This window comes from Frankia sp. ACN1ag, assembly GCF_001414035.1.
GTDB lineage: Bacteria > Actinomycetota > Actinomycetes > Frankiales > Frankiaceae > Frankia > Frankia torreyi.
Genome location: NZ_LJPA01000015.1, coordinates 127,203 through 144,496, shown reverse-complemented (window position 1 = coordinate 144,496; position 17,294 = coordinate 127,203). Strand labels below are relative to the sequence as shown.

The 17,294-nt window shown below is 71.3% G+C and carries 13 protein-coding genes and 2 pseudogenes; 6 read left to right on the top strand and 9 right to left on the bottom strand.

Annotated features, from left to right (window positions below; genetic code table 11):
• Positions 1–3: 3 nt before the first annotated feature.
• Genes kdpB through kdpF form a run of 3 tightly spaced genes read right to left on the bottom strand, consistent with a single transcriptional unit; the run spans position 4 to position 4,117 of the window.
• Entirely contained in the window at positions 4–2,319 is a 2,316-nt protein-coding gene (gene kdpB / locus UK82_RS15715; protein ID WP_055407885.1) for a potassium-transporting ATPase subunit KdpB, read from the bottom strand.
• Positions 2,319–4,028 carry a potassium-transporting ATPase subunit KdpA gene (kdpA, locus tag UK82_RS15710; RefSeq protein WP_055407883.1) on the bottom strand — a complete coding sequence of 570 codons (1,710 nt, stop codon included), beginning with the start codon at positions 4,026–4,028 and terminating at the stop codon, positions 2,319–2,321. Before kdpA ends, kdpB begins: the two co-directional genes overlap by 1 nt.
• On the bottom strand, positions 4,028–4,117 hold the full coding sequence (gene kdpF / locus UK82_RS15705) for a K(+)-transporting ATPase subunit F (RefSeq protein WP_044888197.1): 90 nt from the start codon (positions 4,115–4,117) through the stop codon (positions 4,028–4,030). Before kdpF ends, kdpA begins: the two co-directional genes overlap by 1 nt.
• A 258-nt stretch (positions 4,118–4,375) precedes the next feature.
• Between kdpF and UK82_RS15700 the strand changes: the two genes are divergently transcribed.
• The 4 genes and pseudogenes from UK82_RS15700 (at position 4,376) to UK82_RS15690 (ending at position 8,977) form a co-directional block, all read left to right on the top strand.
• A complete protein-coding gene (locus UK82_RS15700) occupies positions 4,376–6,958 on the top strand; it encodes a sensor histidine kinase KdpD (protein ID WP_055407881.1) in 2,583 nt (860 codons plus the stop codon).
• A gap of 105 nt (positions 6,959–7,063) precedes the next feature.
• Positions 7,064–7,319 (top strand): annotated as a pseudogene (locus UK82_RS38095) (hypothetical protein); the annotation flags it as partial.
• Position 7,320: 1 nt separating this feature from the next.
• Positions 7,321–8,083, top strand: a 763-nt coding sequence (locus UK82_RS15695; RefSeq protein WP_236705984.1) for a bile acid:sodium symporter, incomplete at its 5' end; no start/stop codon positions are given.
• Between the two features lie 147 nt (positions 8,084–8,230).
• The gene (locus tag UK82_RS15690) at positions 8,231–8,977 is read left to right on the top strand and encodes an SDR family NAD(P)-dependent oxidoreductase (RefSeq protein WP_044888194.1); all 747 of its coding nucleotides are present in this window, start codon (positions 8,231–8,233) and stop codon (positions 8,975–8,977) included.
• Between the two features lie 54 nt (positions 8,978–9,031).
• Here UK82_RS15690 and UK82_RS15685 read toward each other — a convergent pair whose 3' ends face one another.
• The 4 genes from UK82_RS15685 to UK82_RS34070 form a co-directional block, all read right to left on the bottom strand.
• Positions 9,032–9,766: a DUF4184 family protein gene (locus UK82_RS15685; RefSeq protein ID WP_044888193.1), complete on the bottom strand. Its 735-nt coding sequence runs from the start codon at positions 9,764–9,766 to the stop codon at positions 9,032–9,034.
• Between the two features lie 2 nt (positions 9,767–9,768).
• Positions 9,769–11,013: an ATP-binding protein gene (locus UK82_RS15680; RefSeq protein WP_044888192.1), complete on the bottom strand. Its 1,245-nt coding sequence runs from the start codon at positions 11,011–11,013 to the stop codon at positions 9,769–9,771.
• Between the two features lie 136 nt (positions 11,014–11,149).
• Positions 11,150–11,791: a TetR/AcrR family transcriptional regulator gene (locus tag UK82_RS15675; protein ID WP_063897500.1), complete on the bottom strand. Its 642-nt coding sequence runs from the start codon at positions 11,789–11,791 to the stop codon at positions 11,150–11,152.
• Positions 11,792–11,801: 10 nt separating this feature from the next.
• A complete protein-coding gene (locus tag UK82_RS34070; protein WP_173667294.1) occupies positions 11,802–12,038 on the bottom strand; it encodes a hypothetical protein in 237 nt (78 codons plus the stop codon).
• On the opposite strand from UK82_RS34070, the gene UK82_RS15670 reads away from it, so the two are divergent.
• Positions 12,025–13,476: an MFS transporter gene (locus tag UK82_RS15670; RefSeq protein WP_236705983.1), complete on the top strand. Its 1,452-nt coding sequence runs from the start codon at positions 12,025–12,027 to the stop codon at positions 13,474–13,476. The two genes, UK82_RS34070 and UK82_RS15670, sit on opposite strands and share 14 nt — an antisense overlap.
• Positions 13,477–13,973: 497 nt before the next feature.
• Here UK82_RS15670 and UK82_RS32825 read toward each other — a convergent pair whose 3' ends face one another.
• The gene (locus UK82_RS32825) at positions 13,974–15,398 is read right to left on the bottom strand and encodes a hypothetical protein (protein WP_152989910.1); all 1,425 of its coding nucleotides are present in this window, start codon (positions 15,396–15,398) and stop codon (positions 13,974–13,976) included.
• 822 nt (positions 15,399–16,220) lie between these two features.
• Positions 16,221–16,949, bottom strand: coding sequence for a nitroreductase family protein (locus UK82_RS15650; RefSeq protein WP_055407869.1), 729 nt, complete (start codon positions 16,947–16,949; stop codon positions 16,221–16,223).
• Positions 16,950–16,999: 50 nt separating this feature from the next.
• Here UK82_RS15650 and UK82_RS31535 point away from each other — a divergent pair.
• Positions 17,000–17,272: pseudogene (locus UK82_RS31535) on the top strand (winged helix-turn-helix transcriptional regulator); the annotation flags it as partial.
• Positions 17,273–17,294 lie beyond the last annotated feature (22 nt).

The following is a 17,294-nucleotide window of genomic DNA, read 5'->3' as shown; positions in this document are numbered from 1 at the left end:
GGGTCAACCCACCCCCGGGATGAACTGGACGAGCAGGTCGATGATCTTGATGCCGACGAACGGCGCGATGATCCCGCCGAGGCCGTAGCGGGACAGGTTGCGCGAGAGCAGGGCGGAGGCGCTGCTCGGCGTGTAGCGCACGCCGCGCAGGGCCAGCGGGATCAGGACGACGATGATGAGCGCGTTGAAGATGACGGCGGACAGGATCGCCGACTCGGGGGTGGCCAGCCGCATGATGTTCAGGCTGTCGAGCCCGCCGTAGACGCCGGCGAACATCGCCGGGATGATCGCGAAGTACTTGGCGACGTCGTTGGCGATGGAGAACGTCGTCAGCGCCCCACGAGTGATCAGGAGCTGCTTGCCGATCTCGACGATCTCGATCAGTTTCGTCGGGTCGCTGTCGAGGTCGACCATGTTGCCGGCCTCCTTCGCGGCGGAGGTGCCGGTGTTCATCGCGACGCCGACGTCGGCCTGGGCGAGCGCCGGGGCGTCGTTCGTGCCGTCGCCGGTCATCGCGACGAGCTTGCCGCCGGCCTGCTCGGCGCGGATCAGCGCGAGCTTGTCCTCCGGGGTGGCCTCGGCGAGGAAGTCGTCGACGCCGGCCTCCTCGGCGATCGCCTTCGCGGTGAGCGGATTGTCGCCGGTGATCATCACGGTGCGGATGCCCATCCGGCGCATCTCGTCGAACCGCTCCCGCATGCCGGACTTGACGACGTCGGCGAGCTGGATGACGCCGAGCACCCGCGCGTGCGCCGCCGCGCCCGCGGCAGTGTCGGCGGCTGCGGCGGTGCCGGTGATCTCCCCGACGACCAGTGGCGTCCCGCCGGCGGCGGAGATTCCGTCGACGATCTCGCCGAGCTCGGCGGGCACCGTCCCGCCGGCCTGGCGCACCCACGTGATCACCGCGCTGGCCGCCCCCTTGCGGATCTGACGGCGCACCTCGACGCCGGTCTCGGGCGCGGCCCCGGCGTCCGGGTCGGCGAGGTCGACGCCGGACATCCGGGTCTGCGCGGTGAAGGGGACGAACGTCGCCGCGCGCAGCTCGCCGGGTGAGCGTTCGCGCAGGCCGTGATGCTCCTTGGCGAACACGACGACCGAGCGGCCCTCCGGCGTCTCGTCGGCGAGCGAGGAAAGCTGGGCGGCGTCGGCCAGGACGGCCTCGCCGACCCCGGCGACCGGGAGGAACCCGCGGGCCTGCCGGTTGCCGAAGGTGATCGTGCCGGTCTTGTCGAGCAGCAGCGTGTTGACGTCGCCGGCCGCCTCGACCGCCCGGCCGCTCATCGCGAGCACGTTGCGCTGGACCAGCCGGTCCATCCCGGCGATGCCGATCGCGGACAGCAGCGCCCCGATCGTCGTCGGGATGAGGCAGACCAGCAGGGACGCCAGCACGATGCCGGTGATCCCGTGACTGGTCAGCGCCGCCGAGTCGGGGATAGCGGGCTGCTGCGCCTTGGTGTAGATCGCCAGCGGCTGGAGGGTGGCGACGGCGAGCAGGAAGATGACGGTGAGCGCGGCGAGCAGGATGTTCAGCGCGATCTCGTTCGGGGTGCGGCGTCGGTCGGCGCCCTCGACCAGGCCGATCATCCGGTCGATGAAGCTCTCGCCGGGCTGCTGGGTGATCCGCACGACGATCCGGTCGGAGAGGACCTTCGTCCCGCCGGTGACCGACGACCGGTCGCCGCCGGACTCGCGGATCACCGGCGCGGACTCCCCCGTGATCGCCGACTCGTCGACGCTGGCGATGCCCTCGACGACGTCGCCGTCGCCTGGGATGATCTCCCCGGCGACCACGAGGACGATGTCCCCCCGGACGAGCCCGGGCGCCGGCACCTCCTCCACCGAGACGCGCTCCCCCGCACCGCCGGCCGCCGCGACCGCGTCGGGCGCGGCGACCGCGTCGGGCGCGGCGACCGCGTCGGCGGTGGGGGCGGGCTGGCCAGGCGACCAGCCGGTCAGGCGGCGGGCGATCGTGTCGGTGCGGGTGCGACGCAGCGCGGCGGCCTGGGCCTTGCCGCGGCCCTCGGCGACGGCCTCGGCGAGGTTCGCGAAGACGACCGTGAGCCACAGCCACACGGTGATCAGCCAGCCGAACACGGACGGGTCGGCGATCGCGAGCACGGTCGTGAACGCCGCGCCGACCTCGACGATGAGCATGACCGGGTTGCGCCACAGGGTTCGAGGGTCGAGCTTGCGCAGCGCCGCGGGCAGCGAGCGGCCGAGCTGGCGGGGATCGAGTAGGCCGCCGCCGACCCGCCGCGGCCCGCCCCGGCCCGGACGCGGCGCGGCGCCGGGCGCGGCGATGACGGTGGTGGTGCTCATCAGTGGATCCCTTCCGCGAGCGGGCCGAGGGCGAGGGCGGGGAAGAACGTCAGCGCAACGATGATCACGGCGATGGCGCCGAGCATCCCGGCGAACTGGGGCCGGTGCGTCGGCAGCGTCCCGGCGGTCGCCGGGACCGGCTGCTGGCGGGCGAAGGAGCCGGCCATCCCGAGCACCAGCAGCATCGGCAGCAGCCGGCCGAACAGCATCGCCAGGCCCAGCGCGGTGTTGTACCAGGTGGTGTTCACCGTGATGCCGCCGAACGCCGAGCCGTTGTTGTTCGCCGCCGAGGTGAAGGCGTAGAGCACCTCACTCAGGCCGTGCGCCCCGGAGTTGAGCATGCCGGCGCGCTCGCCGGGCAGGCCCATCGCGATCCCGGTGCCGAGCAGGGCGATCGCCGGGGTGGCCAGGAAGTACAGCGACGCGAACTTGATCTCCCGGGAACCTATCTTCTTCCCGAGGTACTCGGGTGTTCGCCCGATCATCAACCCGGCGACGAATACGGTGACGACGGCCAGTACGAGCATTCCGTACAGGCCGGACCCGGTGCCGCCGGGCGCGACCTCGCCGAGCATCATGTTGACCAGCAGGGTGGCGCCGCCCAGGCTCGTGTAGGAATCGTGGAAAGAATTGACGGAACCGGTGGAGGTGAGCGTCGTGCCGCTGGCGAACAATGCCGAGTCCGGCACGCCGAACCGGGTTTCCGTGCCCTCCGTCGCCGCGCCGACCGCGACCGGCACCGTCCCGTGGTGCGCGGTCTGGAAGGCGGCGTTCACCGCGAAGCTGCCGAGGGCGAGCGCGGCCATGACCGCGACGATCGCCAGGCCCTGGCGACGGTCGCCGACCATCCGGCCGAAGGTGCGCGGCAGCGAGAAGCCGATCGCGAGCAGCAGGTAGATCTCGAACAGGTTCGTCCACGACGTCGGGTTCTCGAACGGGTGCGCCGAGTTGACGTTGTAGAAGCCGCCGCCGTTGGTGCCGAACTCCTTGATGGCCTCCTGGCTGGCGACCGGCCCGCCGGTGATCGCCTGATGGCCGCCGGCCAGGGTGGACACCACCCGGTTGCCGTGCAGGTTCTGGATCGCCCCGCCGGCGATGAGGACGATCGCCGCGAGCACACAGACCGGCAGCAGGATCCGGATCACCGTCCGGGTGAGGTCCACCCAGAAGTTGCCGATCTCGTCGCCCGTGCCGACCAGGTCATCCCGGCTGCCTGCGCTGGTCGCGACCGGCGACCGGCGCCGCGCGAGGCCGCGGACCACCGCCACCGCGACCGAGATGCCCACGGCCGCCGAGACGAAGTTCTGCACCGCCAGGCCCGTCATCTGCACGGTGTGGCCCATGGTCGACTCGCCCGAGTACGCCTGCCAGTTGGTGTTCGTCATGAAGCTCACCGCGGTGTTCCAGGCCAGCGCCGGCCCCACCGCGCCGAACCCGAGGTTGAGCGGCAGATGTTCCTGGATGCGCTGGAGCAGGTACAGCAGCAGCACGCTGACCAGCGAGAAGGCCAACACGCTGCGGGCGTAGACGCCCCAGCGCTGGCCCGCGTCGGGGTTCACCCCGGTCAGCCGGTAGATCGCCCGCTCGACCCGCAGGTGGCGGCTGCCGGTGAAGACCCGGTACATGTGGTCGCCGAACGGGCGGTAGGTGACGAAAAGCGCGGCGACCAGCAGCGCCACGGCGAGGACGCCGGCGACGGACGTCGACATCAGAACCGCTCCGGGAACAGCAGCGCCGCGACGATGAATATCCCCAACCCGATCGACAGCACCAATCCGGCGATGTTCTCCGCGTTCACAGCCTTTCGACCCCTCGCAGCACCAGCGCCAGCAGTGCGAAACATCCCAGCGTCAGCAGGACGTACACCACGTCTTGCATGCGCCCCTCCTTCATCCCGGCAGGGGCCCAGTAAAGCGCGACGAAAACCGAAAATGGCGATCACTCACGCGGTTCTCACGCCGTCCGGCGGGTTTCTCACGGCCCGCTAACACCGATCTTGAAAAAGCGGCCTGTCCGGACCTTCCGATGGTTCCCGCCCAGGCCGGACAGGAGCACGATGGGTGGCGTGCCACGCGGAACACTGCGCATCTACCTGGGGGCGGCGCCCGGGGTGGGCAAGACCTACGCCGCGCTCGACGAGGCCCGCCGCCGCCGCGACCGGGGCACCGACGTCGTCGTCGGCCTGGTCGAGACGCACGCGCGCCAGCACACCGCCGAGATGCTCGACGGGCTGGAGGTGATCCCCCGCCGGTTCGCCGACCATCGCGGCGCCACCTTCACCGAGATGGACCTCGACGCGGTGCTGGCCCGGCGCCCCGCGGTGGCGGTCGTCGACGAGCTCGCCCACACCAACGTCCCCGGCAGCCGCAACGCCAAGCGCTGGCAGGACGTCCAGGAGCTGCTCGCCGCCGGCGTCGACGTCATCTCCACCGTCAACGTCCAGCACCTGGAGTCACTCAACGACGTCGTCGAGACGATCACCGGGGTGTCGCAGCGGGAGACCGTGCCCGACGCGGTGGTCCGCCAGGCTGACCAGGTCGAACTCGTCGACATGGCCCCGGAGGCGCTGCGGCGGCGGATGGCCCACGGCAACATCTACGCCCCGGACAAGGTCGACGCGGCGCTGGCCAACTACTTCCGCCCCGGCAACCTCACCGCCCTGCGCGAACTCGCCCTGCTGTGGCTGGCCGGCAAGGTCGACGACCAGCTCGACCGGTACCGGGCCGAGCACCACATCGGTGGGACGTGGGAGACCCGCGAGCGGGTCGTCGTCGCGCTCACCGGCGGCCCGGAGGGCGAGACCCTGATCCGCCGCGCGGCCCGGATCGCCTCCCGGACCAAGGGCGCGGAGCTGCTCGCCGTGCACGTCGCCCGCTCCGACGGACTCACCGGCGCCGACCCCGCGGCCCTGACCGGGCAGCGGTCCCTCCTCGACAGCCTCGGCGGCAGCTTCCACCAGGTGATCGGCGACGACGTGCCGACGGCGCTGCTCGACTTCGCCCGCGCGGAGAACGCCACCCAGCTCGTCCTGGGCGCCAGCCGCCGCGGCCGGCTCGCCCGGATCCTCAGCCCCGGCATCGGCGTCACCACCACGAACCTGTCCGGGCCGATCGACGTGCACATGGTCACCCACGCCGAGGCCGGCACCGGCTGGCGGCTGCCGCGCGTGCGCAGCGGGCTCACCCCGCGCCGCCGGCTGATCGCGACCGCGCTGACCCTGGCGCTCGTCCCCGCCCTGACCGCGGGGCTGGTCCAGGCCCGCGGAACCCTCAACCTGGCCACCGAGATGCTCGGCTACCTGATCATCGTGGTGACGGTGGCGCTGATCGGCGGATTCTGGCCGGCGCTGCTGTGCGCCCTGGCCAGCTGTCTGCTGCTGAACTACTACTTCACCCCGCCGCTGCACCACTGGGCCATCGAGGACGGCAACAACGCCCTCGCCCTGGCCGGATTCGTCCTGGTCGCGGCGATGGTCAGCCGGGTCGTCGACATCTCCGCCCGCCGCTACGGCCAGGCGGTGCGCGCCTCCGCGGAGGCGGCGACGCTGTCGGTGCTCGCGGGCAGCGTGCTGCGCGGCGAGGACGCGCTGCCCGCCCTGCTCGACCGGGCTCGGGAGACCTTCGCCATGACCTCGGCGACCCTGCTCGAACGCGACGGCGACGGCTGGCGGGCTGTCCTCAGCGTCGGCCCGGACCCCTGCACCCGGCCCGAGGACGGTGCGGTGGACGTCCCCATCGGCGACAGCCTCGCCCTCACGCTGACCGGGCGGCCGCTGCCGGCCGCCGACCGCCGCATCCTCGCCGCCTTCGCCGCGCAGGCCGCCGTCGCCCTCGAACAGCGCCGCCTGGCCGAGGCCGCCGCGCAGGCCGTGCCCATCGCCCAGGCCGACCGGGTCCGCGCCGCGCTGCTCGCCGCCGTCAGTCACGACCTGCGCACCCCGCTCGCCGCCGCCAAGGCCGCCGTGACCGGCCTGCGCTCCGCCGAGGCCGTGCTCAGCCGGGACGAGCGCGACGAGCTGCTCGCCACCGCCGACGAGTCCCTCGACCGGCTCACCCGCCTGGTGGAGAACCTGCTCGACATGTCCCGGCTGCAGGCCGGCGCGCTGAGCGTGTTCCCCCGTCCGATCGGGCTGGACGACGTCGTCCCGCACGCCCTCGACGAGCTCGGCCCGCCCGCCCGGCACATCGCCATCCACATCCCCGACGACCTGCCGACGATCGACGCCGACCCGGCGCTGCTCGAACGGGTGCTGGTGAACCTCGTCGGCAACGCGCTGCGGCACGCCCCGCCCGGACGCCCCCCGGTCATCACCGCGAGCAGCCTCGCCGACCGGGTGGAGCTGCGCGTGGTCGATCACGGCCCCGGCATCCCCGCCGCCCACCGCGACCAGGTCTTCCAGCCGTTCCAACGGCTCGGCGACCGGGACAACACCACCGGCGTCGGCCTCGGGCTCGCCCTGTCCCGGGGGCTGACCGAGGCGATGAACGGCACCCTCACCCCCGAGGACACCCCCGGCGGCGGCCTGACGATGGTGGTCAGCCTGCCTGCCGCCGAGCCGCCCCCGTCCCTGACCGCCCTCGACGACGCGGACCTCGGCCCCGCCGCCCGTTCGCCGGCGCCCGTCGACGACCTCGCCTAGGAACTGCGTGGGAGAGCGGCCACCTGGTTCTTCCACAGGGCTCGGTGTCCGAATTATCCCTGCGGAAGAGACAGACGGCGCCGCTCCCATGCACACTGCCTCCGCATGGGGGGCTGGGCCGACGACCTGGAGGAGGACGGCAGCGGAAGGGGACGGGTGCGAGAGCGGATCACCGGGGCGCTGGAGCGGTGGCAGGTGCCGATCTATCTGGGGGCCATCGCCGGCGGGGCGGTCGTGGGGCTCGCCGGGCCCGGAGCCGGGCCGAGGTTCCTGGAGCAGGCGATCAACCCGGCGCTCGGCGCGCTGCTGTTCGTGACGTTCCTGCAGGTGCCGGCGGCCGAGCTGGTGCGGTCGCTGCGGGNGGGACGGTTCCTCGCCGCGGTGCTCACCGTGAACTTCGTCGTCGTCCCGGGCGTCGTCGCCACGATGCTGCCGTTGCTGCCCGACGCCCAGGCCGTGCGGCTCGGGGTGCTGCTCGTCCTGCTGTGCCCGTGCGTCGATTACGTGATCGTGTTCAGCGGGCTCGCGGGTGCCCGCGCCGGCGCGCTGCTGGCCGCCACGCCGGTGCTGCTGGCCGCGCAGATGCTGCTGCTGCCGGTGTTCCTGCTGGCCTTCCTCGGCCCAGGGCTCGCCGACGTCGTCGAGATCGGACCGTTCCTCGCGGCGTTCGGCGGCCTGATCGTCGTCCCGCTCGCGCTGGCCTGGACGGTGCAGGCGTGGGCCGCGCGCCGGCCCGTGGGCGCGGCGTTCGCCGGGACGGCCGGGACGGCGATGGTGCCGCTCATGGTCATCGTCCTGGTCACGGTCGTCGCGTCGCAGACTCCGAAGATCGACGACGACCTCGCCGAGGTGGCCGCCGTCGTGCCCGCGTATGTGGCCTTCCTCGTCGTCATGGCGGTCACCGGGCTCGGCGTCGCCCGGCTGTTCCGCCTGGATGTCCCCGCCGCCCGGGCGGTGGTGTTCAGCGGGGCCACCCGCAACTCGCTCGTCGTGCTGCCGCTGGCCCTGTCGCTGCCCGACCGGTTCGCGATCGCCGCCGCCGTCGTCGTCACCCAGACCCTCGTCGAGGTCCTCGGCATGATCGTCTACGTCCGCGCGGTCCCCCGCCTGCTACCCGACCGGTGAGGTGCGCGGCCGGGCCGGTGATGTGATCGTCCGGGCCGGTGATGTGAGCAGACAGACGATGGCACGAACGGGTAGGTACGCCCTTTCCGAGCAGGATGAACCCGCAGGACAACAACGTTCACGGGGGACTGTCACGAGGGAGTTGTCATGTCATTCGATGGAGCGGGAGTCGTCGTCACGGGGGCGGGTTCGGGGCTGGGCCGCGCCGTCTCGCTGCGGCTGGCGGCCGACGGTGCTCAGGTCGTGGTCTCCGACATCGACGAGAAGGGCGGTCAGGAGACCGTCCAGCGCATCGCCGACCATGGCGGCAAGGCGACCTTCGTGGCGGCGAACGTCGCCGACCCCGCCAGCGTCACCGAGCTGTTCGACACCGCCGTGTCGGTGCTCGGCGGCCTGGACATGGCCGTGAACAACGCGGGCGTCGCGCACGCGCCGACGGACCTGCATCTGCTGTCGGTCGAGGACTGGGACCGGGTCCTCGGGGTGGACCTGCGGGGCGTGTTCCTCTGCATGCGCGCCGAGCTCGGTCACATGGTCGATGCGGGGCACGGCCGGATCGTGAACATGGCATCGAACGCGGGGGTGAAGAACGCGCCGTCGATGGCCGGGTACACCGCCGCCAAGCACGGCGTGGTCGGCCTGACGAAGAACGCGGCGCTGCAGTACGCCCGGCGCAACATCCGCGTCAACGCGGTGTGCCCCGGCACGATCCTCACCGAGGGGCTGGCCGGCTACGGCCCCGAGCAGCAGGCGGAGTGGGCCTCCCTCGTCCCGATGGGGCGCATCGGCACCCCGGAGGAGGTCGCCGGGTCCGTCGCCTACCTGCTCTCCGACGAGGCCGGCTTCATCACCGGCCACTCCCTGCTCATCGACGGCGGACTCATGTGGGACTGACCGTTCCGGTGAGCAGCCGCGCGCGACCGGCGCGGGCCGTCACCGTTACACGGATTACCCGGGCGTCGGCCTCCGCCTTGCCACCTGCCATCCGGCGGCGACCAGAAGTAACCCGGCCACCAGGGCCAACACGCCGGTGACGGCGCCGTGAAAGGTGACGGCATGCAGCCCGTCTGACGCGTTCGCCAGGCCGCCGCCGGCTCCGGCCCCCGCGGCGAGGGCCCCCACCACCGGAAGAACCACCGACCCCGACGGGTGCCGACGTGGCCGCTGCGCTCGGCGTGGCAGTGCCCGCAGGTGGGCGACGATCGCCACCGCCACGACGACCAGCCCGGCCACGCTCATGCCGTACTGGAGCCACTTGTAGCCGGGCAGGGCGCCGTGCTCGGCGCTCAACCAGGCCACCTGGCGGACGCCCCACCGCTGTTTGTGGGTGAAGTCGTCCCAGACGACGTGCGTCACGGCTCCCACGCTCGCGGCCACCGGTGCCAGCAGCCACTGGCGTCCCGTGAGCCGCGCCCGCGCAGCCAGCCGCAACCGGACCGGATCCGGGGCCAGATCGGCCAGGGCGTCGCGAATCAGGTGAAACCACAGTCCCAACGCGGCCAGCGACAGCACCGGAACGACGGTCACGACACCGAGCAGGCTGTGCGTGAGCCGGTACAGCTCCGGCCACCCGAAGAACACCGGCACGTCGGGAACCATCGACCCGGCCACCATCGCGCTCATCGGCAGGCCGAGGCGTCGCAGCGGCAGCACCGCCGCCGGATGGCTCAACGTGAACGGCACCCTCAACCCCACAACGCGCAGATCGGCACGGCGAAGATCCCCGGTTCCAGCCGATAGATCCTGGGCCCGGTGTGGACCACCACTCCGGCGACGAAACGGTCACCGAGCTCGTCCCGTAGCCAGGTCAGGTGCCGCGCGGCGGCTGCGCCGGGTGCCGCGTCTGCCTTCACCTCGATACCGATCACGCGTTCGGCGCCCAGTTCGGCGATGAGGTCGACCTCGTGACGCCCGTTGTCCTGGCGGAGGTGGTACAGGCGGGGACGCCCAGAGCCGACGGGTAGCTCGGCCCGCAGTTGGGTCGCCACAAAGGTGTCGAGGATCCGGCCGAGCAGGTCCCCGTCCCGGAGCACGGCGTTGACGTCGAGCCGCAGTGCGGCGCCGATCAGCCCTGTATCCACGATGTACTTCTTGGAGCCCCGGACGAGTCGCTTGAGCCGGTTCGTCGTCCAGGCGGGAAGTGACTCGACCACCAGCAGGTTCGCGAGCAGATGCGCGTAGGCTTCGGCGGTCTTCGCGTTGATGCCCGCGGCCTCGTGCAGCGTCCTGGCGTTGACCAGGCCGGCGGAGTTGAGCGCCAGTGCCTCGAAGTACCGCCGCAGACGTTGGGGATCCCGGTTCTCCCGCAGCATCTCGACATCCCGGGTCAGCAACTGATCCAGGTAACTTTCCAGCCAGTAGGCCCGCGCCCGCTCCGACAGGTGCAGGGCGGGCTCGGGAAAGCCGCTGCGCAGCGCCAGCTCGACATAGCCACGCAGATCGGGGACGTCCGACGGTAGCGTCAACGTGTCGGCGCTGTCGGTGGCCAGGCGGTCGAGGAAGGTCGGCCCTTCGGCCCGACCCTCGATCTCGCGGACGGCGAGGCTGGTCATAGCCATCCGAACGAGACGGCCGGTGCCAGGCCAGTTGTCGGCTTCGAGATCGGCTCGCACCGACCCCGTGACCAGGAACCGGCCAGGCCGGGGGTCGGCATCCACCGCACGCTTGATCGCACCGAGCACCGACGGAACCATCTGCCACTCGTCGAGGAGCACCGGCTCCGGCAGCCCGCGCAGGGCCGCGTCGGGATCCGCGGCGAACGCAACCGCCTCACCTGGCCGGTCGAGCCGGATGATGGTGCGCGCGTGCCGGGCCGCCGTCGTTGTCTTGCCCGTCGCCCGCGGTCCGACCACCAGCAACGCGGGCAGCTCCGTCACAAGATCGCGGATCAGCCCGTCGACAAGCCGTGGCAGGTAGGACCGCTCCATCATCGGAGACTACCAATCTCCAGCACCCTCCAGTACCAATTTCCAACACCTCGGGATACCACGTTCCAACAGGCGTGATCCGCACTGGGGTGCATACCCGACTGTGATCATTACGCGGGCCAGCGACCGGCTCCGCGTCCTACGCCGACGCCGGCCCACGGGCGTGGTCATCGCCGGTCGCCGCCCGTCGGACGGGGCCGAACAGGGTGGTGCGCAGGGCCGGGCCGAGAGTGCGGACTATTTCATCGGCGGTCATGGAGGCGAGCGGTTCGACGGCCAGGAGGTAGCGGGTGAACACCAGCCCGCCGAGCTGACCGACGAACGCGCCCGCGCGGTGGCGGGCGTCGGCGCCGCCGAGGCGGTCGGCCAGGCGGTCGACCATCTCCCGCTGCAGGCCGCCGCGGAGCAGCGTCGCGAGCGCGGGGTCGGCCGCCGCCGCGCGGACCGCGGTGAGCAGCGGCAGGCCGGTCTCGGGCCGGTCCCAGCCGGCCACCAGGGCGCGGATTGCCCGCTGGGGCAGGGATTCCAGCTCGCCTTCGAGCAGGCTGGCCAGGACGTCCGCGGGGTTCAGGGTGAGCTCCAGGACAGCCGCGAACAGGCCGCGTTTGGAGCCGAAGTAGTAGCTGATCAGGGCCGCGTCGACGCCGGCGTCCGCCGCCAGGGAACGCATCGTGACCGCCTCGTAGCCCTCGCGGCGGAACCGATCCCGGGCGACGGCGAGGATCGTGGCCCGCACATCAGGGCTGCCGGGCCGCCGCCCGCGCCGCGGCGAAGAATTCATCACGGTTGAACTACCGTAGCCGGCCCCGCCAAGGTCGATCCAGCGCACCGACCTGGAGGACCGAGATGACCACATCGGCTTCACCGACGACAACCACGCCGACGACGGCCACGCCGACGACGGCCACGCCGACGCCGACGGAGTTGCACCCGACGTCCACGTCAGGGCCCGTCGTCCGCCACACCCGGGTGCTGGTGGTCACGTGCGGGGCGCTGGCGACGGTGATCTCGGCGATGTCGTCGCTCAACGTCGCCCTGCCGTCGATCGCCGCCGATACCCACGCTTCGCAGACCCGACTGTCGTGGATCATCGACGCCTACAGCCTCGTCTTCGCCGCGCTGCTGCTGCCGGCGGGTGCGGTGGGCGACCGGTTCGGACGGCGGCGCGCCCTGCTGACCGGGCTGCTGATCTTCGGTGCCGGGTCGGCGGCGGCGCCGTTCACGAGCAGCGCGACGACGCTGATCGGGCTGCGCTGCGTCCTCGGCGTCGGCGCGGCGCTGGTGATGCCGGCGACCCTGTCGACGATCACCGGCACGTTCCCGCGGGAACGGCGGGCGGCGGCGGTCGGGGTGTGGGCGGCCGTCGCCGGGGCCAGCGCCGTCGTCGGCCTGCTCGCCTCCGGCCTGCTGCTGCAGGCGTGGTCGTGGCGCTCGGTGTTTCTGCTCGGCGTCGTGCTCGCCGCCCTCGCCGCGGTGGGGACCTGGCTGTTCGTGCCCGACTCGGCCGCCCCGGACGGGCCGCCCCTCGACATCGTCGGCGCCGTGATCTCGATCGCCGGCCTCGGCGCGCTCGTCTACTCGATCATCGAGGCGCCGGAGCACGGCTGGCTCGGCCGCACCACCCTGCTCGGGCTCGGCACCGGCATCGTGCTGCTGGCCGGCTTCGTCGCCTGGGAGCTGCACACCCGCACCCCGCTGCTGGACCCGCGGCTGTTCACCCGGCCGGCGTTCGCCGCGGGCACGCTGTCGATCCTGCTGCAGTTCTTCGGCTTCTTCGGCCTGATCTTCATCACGATGCAGTACCTGCAGCTCGTCCGTGGCGACAGCGCGCTCGTGGCGGCGGTCAGTGTGCTACCGATGGCGGCCGGGATGATGCCCGCCGCCCGCCTCGCCCCGAGGGTCGTCGCCGCCGTGGGCGCCCGCGCCTGCTGCGTGGCCGGGCTGCTCCTGATCACCGCCGGGATGGTCGTGCTGTCCCGGCTCGACCAGGGCAGCTCGTACTGGCTGCTGCTGGCCGGACTGTTCCCCCTCGGCGTCGGGATGGGCCTGGCGATGACGCCCGCGACCACCGCCGTCACCGACAGCCTGCCCCCGGCGCTGCAGGGCGTCGGCTCCGCCGTCAACGACCTGTCCCGCGAGCTCGGCGGGGCGCTCGGCATCGCGGTGCTCGGCAGCCTGCTCGGCTCCACCTACCGCCACCACCTGGCCCAGCACGGCGCGCTCCCGCCGGCCCTCGCCGAGAAGGCCCGTTCCTCGCTGGGCGTGGCCGCCCACCTCGGCGAGCCGGTCCTCGGCCACGCGCGGACGGCGTTCGTCGACGGCATGCAGGTCGCCTTCCTCGGCGGCGCGGTCGCCACCGGGGCCGCCGCGCTCGCCGTGGCCCTCCTGCTGCGCGGCCCCCGGCCGAGCTTGGCCACCGAGACCGACACAAGCACGGCCGCCGGAATCACCCGACGAAACGGGTGAGATGCAACGAAGGCCCACCCCTCAACGCCGCGGCCCGCTTATAGGAGTGCGTGAATTTCACTGCACATACCCGGACAATCGCTTGGTAAGCCTACGATCAGTCCTCCTCGAGTGCGCGCGAGGCGGCAGCGACACGGTCCTTGGATGGCTCGACATAGTGAAAGTCGCGGGACCGCACATAGTCGACAAACTCCGCCTCGGGCGGCAGATCGTGCTCCTGGAGATAGTAGACNATCTCCAGACTCCACACCCAGTCACCGTCTGTCACATAGACGAGTGGCACCTTCCGTCCACGCGACGGGTCAAGCAGATCCTCCGCTAGGCCCGCGACCCGCAGGATGGTGACCCCCTGCTGGAGGTACTCGATGAAGCGCGACCTTTCTTCACCGGGCGGAAACGGCCCGCGGTCCCACACCCGGGGCACCTCGCCGTCCATTCCGTCGAAAAGTTTTGCGATCTTCACATCGCCAACGATCTCCGGCATCCACGCTCACCCTCTACCGCGGAAGGAATCTGATCCACTGGCCGTCCTGCGCGACGGACTGCTTGATGCGACCAAAGGAATTCCTTCTTTCCTTGATGAGAATGAGGGAGCCATCCTCCTTGTTGGCCACGAGTTCCGTCGGCGCGACCACGGGGACACCAAGATGATCCGCGAGATCTTGGGCGACCGGCGCCTCACCTCGACCCGTCTCACAGGACACCAACCGAATCGGGCGGCCCCTCCATTCACCGTCCGCCCGGATCAGCCTGCCCAGGTCCCGGCCATCCAATGTAGTTCCGTCGACAATAAAGGAACCAGGGGTTCCATGCAGATCGGCAGTATACACGCCAGCCAGGGGACGCACGGCGGAGGCCGCATCCCGCATCCTGTGGTCCTTCTCCCCATAAAACGCTCGGCCGCCGTCCGTCCGCATGCTCTCCAGGTAGACCGCGGCAAGTCGCGGCTCCAGCCGCTCCAATGGCCGAAGCGCGTCTGGCGGTGTCCATCCACCACCCGACTCTGGCGGCGGATGCCGTGCCCCAGTAGCTACTTCGTGCTGTTCAACCACCGCTTCTGAAGCATGCTCTTCGTCATCATGGATCGAGAGATCTCCAGATAGAACCCGGTTGACCGTGGCCGTTTCCGATCCGCTCTCAACCTCCTTCTCCGCCGGCTCGGCATACCATTGCCCGCCGACCTTCCCTACCTCTGCATGATCCGATTCCTCAGCCCGGGGTATCGGGTTTGGCGCGTCGGATGGTTCCTGCTCCGATGCGGAGAGCCGACTTTCGGAACCAGCGGGATAAGCAGCCTCCTGAGCGAGGAGATATTGGCTGGACGCGTGCCGCCGATCCGGGATGTCACCGGTTCCCGCTGCATCGGCCGGATGCTCCGATATTCGCCGTTCGAGTCTGGCCAGTTTTTCTTCGAGGGGCGTATACCCACCGCCACCGTCAGAGGGCGAGGCAGGTTGGCCGGGCAGTACCGGCTTCTCGTCAGCGTCCGACGTCCGTCGCCCCGCCGCCTGATCCCCACCCGGGTTAAGGGCTCTCCGTTCCGCCGCCTGGTCGAGAAGCGCGAGTTTGCGGTCCATGGGTGTCGGCGCCACGGCAGAGGCGTCGGCTGCGTTCCGTTCGGGGATCGACGTGGTGTGGTCACGCCCGAGCGGCCGCCGTTCGAGCGCATCCAGCTTCGCTTCCATAGGCGTTCGTTCTCGGATGTCGGCACTCAGTTCACGATCCGCGCCATGCTCGTCACCGACGGTGCGGCCGGTGCGCTCGGCGTCGCCGCTCCCGATGGATTGGCCGCTATCCGCGTCATGCCGATCCAGCAGCCGAAGCTTCGCCTCGACCGCGGCCGCGGCCGCGGGGGCACGTTCGACCAGAGGGCCCGCGGACTCGGGCAGGTCGGGCCCGCCCGCAGGAAGATCACGGGCCATCGGCGCTCACCGTGTCAGTATGGTCACCCTCCCAGGGCCGGCGCCACGCATATCAGTACTTTTGCATCCGGCCTGGATCAGCGGGCGTGGACGGAGACCTCAGATCCCTGCGTAAGGCGGCCGGGCGTCGAGCGGTGCCCCGCGCCGCCACCCAGACCCGGCGCACACCCGCCGACATCCACGCCCGGCTCCACGCCTGGTGCTCCCGCCTATCGCAATGGATTCGCCTGGCCGAGGAGAGTTCCGTGAACCTCACGGACGGCTGACGGCACCGACTCGGTCCGCGGCACGAGCTCGCGCGGGGGGCAACAGGGTCGGGGGTCTCCGCGTCGATGAGGCGGCGGAGCCAGTCGGAGGGTAGGGCACTGCGGACGGCCAGTTCGTAGATGCCGAGACTGAAGGCGACGACGACGGCGAGGTCAAGCCGGAACGGGATGACGGCGCGGCCGTCGAACTGGCCGAGCCAGGAGAGTACGGCCAGCAAGTGGCCAGAACGGTCGATGACGTCATGCAAAACGACATCTCCGTGCCGGTGATCTCCGCCGGAGCGGCCATTCACAAGGCGCTGGAACGGATGTTTGGCGGGATGGCAAACGTCTCGGATACATCACCGCCGAATTTCTGCTCACCAGTCCCGACAAGAACGACGGGTCTTTCCCTCGTCCCTGGGCCGGGCGGCGCGGCCAGGAACGGGCGCACCTCGAGCCACTCGTGGATCGGCTCCCCGCCCGCCCCCGGTCGTGCAGGCCGCCGAAGCCCACCGAGCCGCCGAACGTCGCACCACCGTCGGCAAGACAGTTCTCCATCCCTAACCGTCGGCTCTCAGGTTCTCGACGGGAACCGAGCCTCAGATTCGTCAGCGCGCCCGTAGCGCTGGTGGAAGACGTTGTGGTCGACGGGACGTCGGCCGGGGTGGCGGCGTTCCTCGGCGGGATAGCCGACGGCGACCAGCAGGGCGATGGCGAGGTCGTCGCGGTCGGCGATGCCGATCGTCTCCTTCACTGCGGCCTCGTCCCAGCCGTTCATCGGCGAGCTGGCCAGCCCCAGCTCGGTGGCGGCGAGCAGCACGTAGGTCGCGGCGATCATCGCATCCTTGATCGCGTACTCGCGTAGCAGGCCGCGCCGTTCGAGGTCGTGCTGGAAGGCGTCGGAGGCGGCCGCGAACATGGCGATGAAGTCGTCCGACCAGGCGCCGGCCCGGCGGGCCTGGTCGTAGATGTCGGCCCGGTCGGCGCGCCAGGCCTGCGGCTCCGCGACGAAGACGAGGATGATCGGGGCCTCGGCCGGCTGCGGCTGCCCGCCGGTGGCGCGCACGAGACTCTCCCGGCCCGCCTCGTCGCTGACGACGACGATCGAGCGGTCCTGCAGGTTCCAGGACGTGGGCGCCTCCATGGCCAGGGCAAGCAGGACGTCGAGCGTGGCGGCCGGGATCGGGTCGGGCCGGTAGTGGCGAACCGTGCGGCGGGTCCGGATGGCGTCCGCGACCGACAGGGTCGGCCCGGTGGGCGGAACGAGACCGGCGGCGGGTCCGGGCGGCAGGAGCTGCGTCATGGCACTCACTGTCGGGGAGTGACTCTCTTTTCGGAAGAAGGCACTTATTGGTGCGCTACACCGAGCTCGCCCGCCGCATCGAGGGCGTCTCCCAGAAGATGCTCACCCAGACGCTGCGCGCCCTGGAGACGGACGGCTTCGTCACCCGCACCGTCCACCCCACCAGCCCGCCGCGCGTCGACTACACGCTGACTCCCCTCGGCCGCAGCCTCGCCGAGCCCATCACCGCCCTGCGCCGCTGGACCGAGACCCACATCAACGACATCGAACGCGCCCGCGCCGCCGCGCGACCGCTGCCCTCCGCCGGGGCCGGCATCGGGTAGCAACGCAGCGACCAGTCCAGGC